Here is a 4,384-nt window from a genome sequence, read left to right as displayed (position 1 = left end):
GTCCCGAGCCATCCCGTTCCGTATTCCGGCACGCCGAAATACTTCCCGTTCAGGGACCGTGCAGTGGTGATTGCCGCCGATGCGACTCGAGTGGCCGCCCCGGCGTCCTCGCGGACCCCGTGGCAACTCGAAGAACTCTACACGCTCCCGTAAGCCCCATCAAACCCGTGGCGCAAGGGGGTTTCGGAGGCTACGGTCGTCCTGTGACCAAGCATGCGCTCACCCAGCAGTGGTGGGCCGCCTGACAGGCGGCCCACGACCTGCGCATGCACCCAACGGCCGCCGCCTCGGCGGCCGTTTCTGCTGTCTGTGGCGGTGGCTCCACCTCGAAGGAGACCAGCTCAGCCATGGCACGCATCTTCAGTGGCATCAAGCCCACCGGCCATCTGACCCTCGGCAACCACCTGGGCGCCGTCCGCCAGTGGGTGGAGGCCGACCAGCACCGGGCCGATGCCCTCTTCTGTGTCGTCGACCTTCACGCGCTGACCGTCGACCACGACCCCGCTCGCGTACGAAGGCTCAGCCGGCAGGCCGCGACGCTGTTGCTCGCGGCGGGACTCGATCCCGAGCTCTGCACTCTGTTCGTACAGAGCCATGTGGACGAGCACACCCGGCTGGCCTATCTGCTGGAGTGCACGGCCACCGACGGCGAGATGCGGCGGATGATCCAGTACAAGGAGAAGTCCGTACGGGAGCGGGCCGCCGGCGGGAGCGTACGGCTGTCGCTGCTGACCTATCCCGTGCTCATGGCGGCGGACATCCTGGCGTACGGAGCGGACGAGGTTCCCGTCGGCGACGACCAGGCGCAGCACGTCGAGCTCACGAGGGACCTGGCGGTCCGGTTCAACCAGCGCTACGGGCACACTTTCGTCGTACCCAAGGCCATGACCCCCGCGGTGGCGGCCAGGGTGATGGACCTGCAGGACCCGACGTCCAAGATGGGGAAGTCGCACGCGGAGACGTCCGGCATCGTCTATCTGCTCGACGAGGCCGACGTCGTACGCAAGAAGATCATGCGTGCGGTGACCGACAGCGGTAGCGAGATCGTGTACGACCGGGAGGCTCAGCCCGGCGTCGCGAACCTGCTGGAGATCCTGGCGGCCTGCACCGGCCGCAAGCCCCTGGAGGTCGCCGCGGAGTACGACACGCGGGGGTCCTCGTACGGGGCGCTGAAGAAGGACACGGCCGATGCGGTCGTGGAGCTGCTGCGGCCGGTCAGGGAACGGCACGCGCAGCTGTGTGCGGACCCGGGTTATGTGGACGGCGTGCTGCGGAAGGGGGCCGAGCGGGCACGTGACCTCGCTCGGCCGACCGTCGACACGGCTTATCGGGCCATCGGGCTGATGCCGCCCGTGTGAAGAGCGTCAGGCCTGGCCGGAGGCCAGTTCACGGCTGCGGTCGCGGGCTGCTTCGAGGGCGGCGATCAGGGCGGCCCGTACTCCGTGGCTCTCGAGTTCGCGGATCGCGCTGATCGTCGTCCCCGCGGGGGACGTGACCGCCTCGCGCAGCTTTACCGGGTGTTCTCCGCTGTCGCGGAGCATGACGGCGGCGCCGATGGCGGCCTGGACGATGAGGTCGTGGGCCTTGTCGCGCGGCAGGCCGAGGAGGATGCCGGCGTCGGTCATGGCCTCGACGAGGTAGTAGAAGTACGCCGGGCCGGATCCGGAGAGGGCGGTCGCCGCGTCCTGCTGGTTCTCGGGGACGCGGAGCGTCTTGCCGACCGGCTTGAAGATCTCTTCCGTACGGAGGAGGTGGTCCTCGGTGGCGTGGGAGCCGGCGGAGATGACGGACATGCCCTCGTCGACGAGGACGGGGGTGTTCGGCATGACGCGGACGACGGGGGTGCCGGCCGGCAGCTTCTCCTCGAAGAAGGCGGTGGGCACGCCGGCCGCGGCACTGATGACCAGCCTGTCGGCAGGCAGGTGGGGCGCGAGCTCCTCGAGGAGGAAGGCCATGTCCTGCGGCTTGACGGCCAGGATCAGGGTGTCGGCGGCCTTGGCGGCCTCGCTGTTGCTGACCACCTCGACGCCGTAGCGGGCACGGAGGGCCTCGGCGCGCTCGGGGCGACGGGCGGTGCACATGAGGTCGTCGGGCGACCAGCCGGCGCGGATCATGCCGCTGAGGAGCGCCTCGCCGATCTTTCCGGTGCCGAGGACGGCGACTTTCTGGGTCACGGGGGCTCACCTCTTGGCTGGGCTGCGACTAAGGCTGCGTGGCTGTGGCTGTGCCTGGCATCTTCGCACTTCGGCGGCTTCGAAGGGCCACCCGCCGGGGTGATCGGAACCGGGGTCTCCCGTTTCCCACCTCCGCGTTTACATCGTGGTTACACATCAACTCGCCGATCTGCACCACAACTTGGCCAAAATATGGTCGAGTGATTAACAGCACGGTGCCGCAGGGGACGACGGCACCGCTGCACGTTCTGGGATCTGTGCCGACGTCGACGCCCGACGTCCGGCGGCCGTGCCGTCTTCGCCCCCGGTGACCGTGCTCGTGCCCGTGCCCGTGTGCCCGTGTCCACGTCGATCCGTACAGGGCGACCCCCTCGTACCGGCCGACAGCCCGCACCGACCGACTCGCACCGACGAACGATCCGCCCGAACGACCGTCCGTACGACGCCCCACCTCACTCCACCTGTCAGGCAACGATCCTCATCGCATCGCTGCGCGCGCCTCGAGCGCGCTGGAGGCAAACCTCATGCAGAAGAGTCTCTTCCGCCGTGTCCGAAACGCCGCCCAAGTCGACCTCAGGGGCACACTCCGAGCCGACTTCACCGCATCGCTGGTCGTCTTCCTCATAGCCGTGCCGCTGTCCGTCGGCATCGCCGTCGCATCCGGTGTACCCGTCGAGCTGGGGCTCGTGACCGGCATCGTCGGCGGCCTCCTCACCGGACTGCTGCCGGGCAGCAGCATGCAGGTCAGCGGACCTGCGGCAGGGCTGACAGTGCTGGTGTACGAGGCCGTACGCGAGTACGGGCTCAGGGCGCTCGGCGTCCTGGTGCTCACTGCCGGCCTGCTCCAACTGACCATGGGCATCCTGAAGTTGGGACGCTGGTTCCGTGCCATCTCCGTCGCCGTGGTGCAGGGGATGCTCGCGGGCATCGGGATCGTCCTGATCGCCGGCCAGCTGTACGCGATCGCCGACGCGGACGCCCCCGCCGGCGGGCTGGAGAAGCTCGGCGGCCTGGTCTCGCTCCTGACCAACACCCTCGGCTCGGCCGACGCCATGTCCGCCGTCGCCGTCGGCAGCGGCACCGCGGCGATGCTCGTCCTGTGGCCACGCTGGCAACGGGCCGCGCGCGTCGTACCCGCGCCGCTGGCCGCGGTCGCCCTGGCCACCGCCGTGGTCGCAGTGCTGCGCCTGCCCGTCGACCGGGTCCAGGTCCGGGGTCTCCTCGACGCGATCCAGCCACCGGGTGGTGGTGACTTCGCCCGGCTGACCGAATTCGGAGTGCTGGGCACGATCCTGGCCTTCGCCCTGATCGCATCGGCGGAATCGCTGTTCAGCGCGGCGGCGGTCGACCGGCTGCACGACGGCCGCCACACGGACTACGACAAGGAACTCATCGCCCAGGGCGCCGGCAACACGGTCTGCGGGGCGCTCGGTGCCCTGCCGATGACCGCCGTGATCGTCCGCAGCGCCGCCAACGTCCGGGCCGGTGCACGCACCAAGGCCTCGCGCGTCCTGCACGGGGTATGGCTGCTGGTCTTCGCCACGCTGCTGCCGTGGGCACTCGAGCTGATTCCGGTGGCGGCACTGGCGGGCGTCCTCGTCCACGCGGGCTGGAAGCTGCTGCCGGGAAAGGAACTCGGGCCGCTCTGGCGGGACCACCGGGGTGAGGTCGCGGTGCTGGTCACGACCACGGTGGCGATCGTGGTCACCAATCTCTTCGAAGGCGTGATCATCGGCCTGCTCCTGGCCGTGGTCAAGGCCGCCTGGGAGACGTCGCACATCCACATCGAGACCGTGACGTCCACAAGCGGCGTCGTACGGGCCCGGGTCCTCGGCAACGCCACCTTCCTCCGGCTGCCGAAGCTCCTGGACGAACTCGAAACCCTGCGCCGCGGCGGCCGCCACGTGGAGCTCGACATCAGCGGCCTGCGCCACATGGACCGCGCCGTCCACACCGCTCTGCTCGGCTGGGCGGAACGCCATGGCGAAATGCGCGAGGACGGCTCCCCGTCGGAGAACGGGGCGGACGACAACCAGAACGAGAACGGGGACGGGGAGGCCACCGGGCGAGTGGTCGCGGTCTAGTGGCCGGCCCATAGGACGGAGCTAGACCGGCCCGGAAATGCAAGAAAGCCCTGGCAGGGACCTTTCGGTCCCCACCAGGGCTTTCTGAATAATTGTTCGGCGGCGTCCTACTCTCCCACAGGGTCC

The 4,384-nt window shown here is 69.3% G+C and carries 3 protein-coding genes; 2 read left to right on the top strand and 1 reads right to left on the bottom strand.

The window, feature by feature from the left end; translation table 11 throughout:
- Positions 1 to 347: 347 nt before the first annotated feature.
- Positions 348 to 1,358, top strand: coding sequence for a tryptophan--tRNA ligase (trpS, locus tag AB0G59_RS28940; RefSeq protein ID WP_360917700.1), 1,011 nt, complete (start codon positions 348 to 350; stop codon positions 1,356 to 1,358).
- Between the two features lie 6 nt (positions 1,359 to 1,364).
- Here trpS and proC read toward each other — a convergent pair whose 3' ends face one another.
- Positions 1,365 to 2,174: a pyrroline-5-carboxylate reductase gene (proC, locus tag AB0G59_RS28935; protein ID WP_360917697.1), complete on the bottom strand. Its 810-nt coding sequence runs from the start codon at positions 2,172 to 2,174 to the stop codon at positions 1,365 to 1,367.
- A 524-nt stretch (positions 2,175 to 2,698) separates the two neighbouring features.
- On the opposite strand from proC, the gene AB0G59_RS28930 reads away from it, so the two are divergent.
- Positions 2,699 to 4,258: a SulP family inorganic anion transporter gene (locus AB0G59_RS28930; RefSeq protein ID WP_360917694.1), complete on the top strand. Its 1,560-nt coding sequence runs from the start codon at positions 2,699 to 2,701 to the stop codon at positions 4,256 to 4,258.
- Positions 4,259 to 4,384: the final 126 nt, after the last annotated feature.

It is taken from the genome of Streptomyces sp. NPDC021096 (assembly GCF_040641275.1).
Classification (GTDB): domain Bacteria; phylum Actinomycetota; class Actinomycetes; order Streptomycetales; family Streptomycetaceae; genus Streptomyces.
The sequence above is the reverse complement of the archived record's forward strand: the minus strand, read 5'-3'. Positions and strand labels throughout refer to the sequence as shown.

Coding starts and splice junctions, on each gene's coding strand:
- trpS (WP_360917700.1), top strand. CDS start 348: ATGGCACGCATCTTCAGTGGCATCAAGCCCACCGGCCATCTGACCCTC.
- AB0G59_RS28930 (WP_360917694.1), top strand. CDS start 2,699: ATGCAGAAGAGTCTCTTCCGCCGTGTCCGAAACGCCGCCCAAGTCGAC.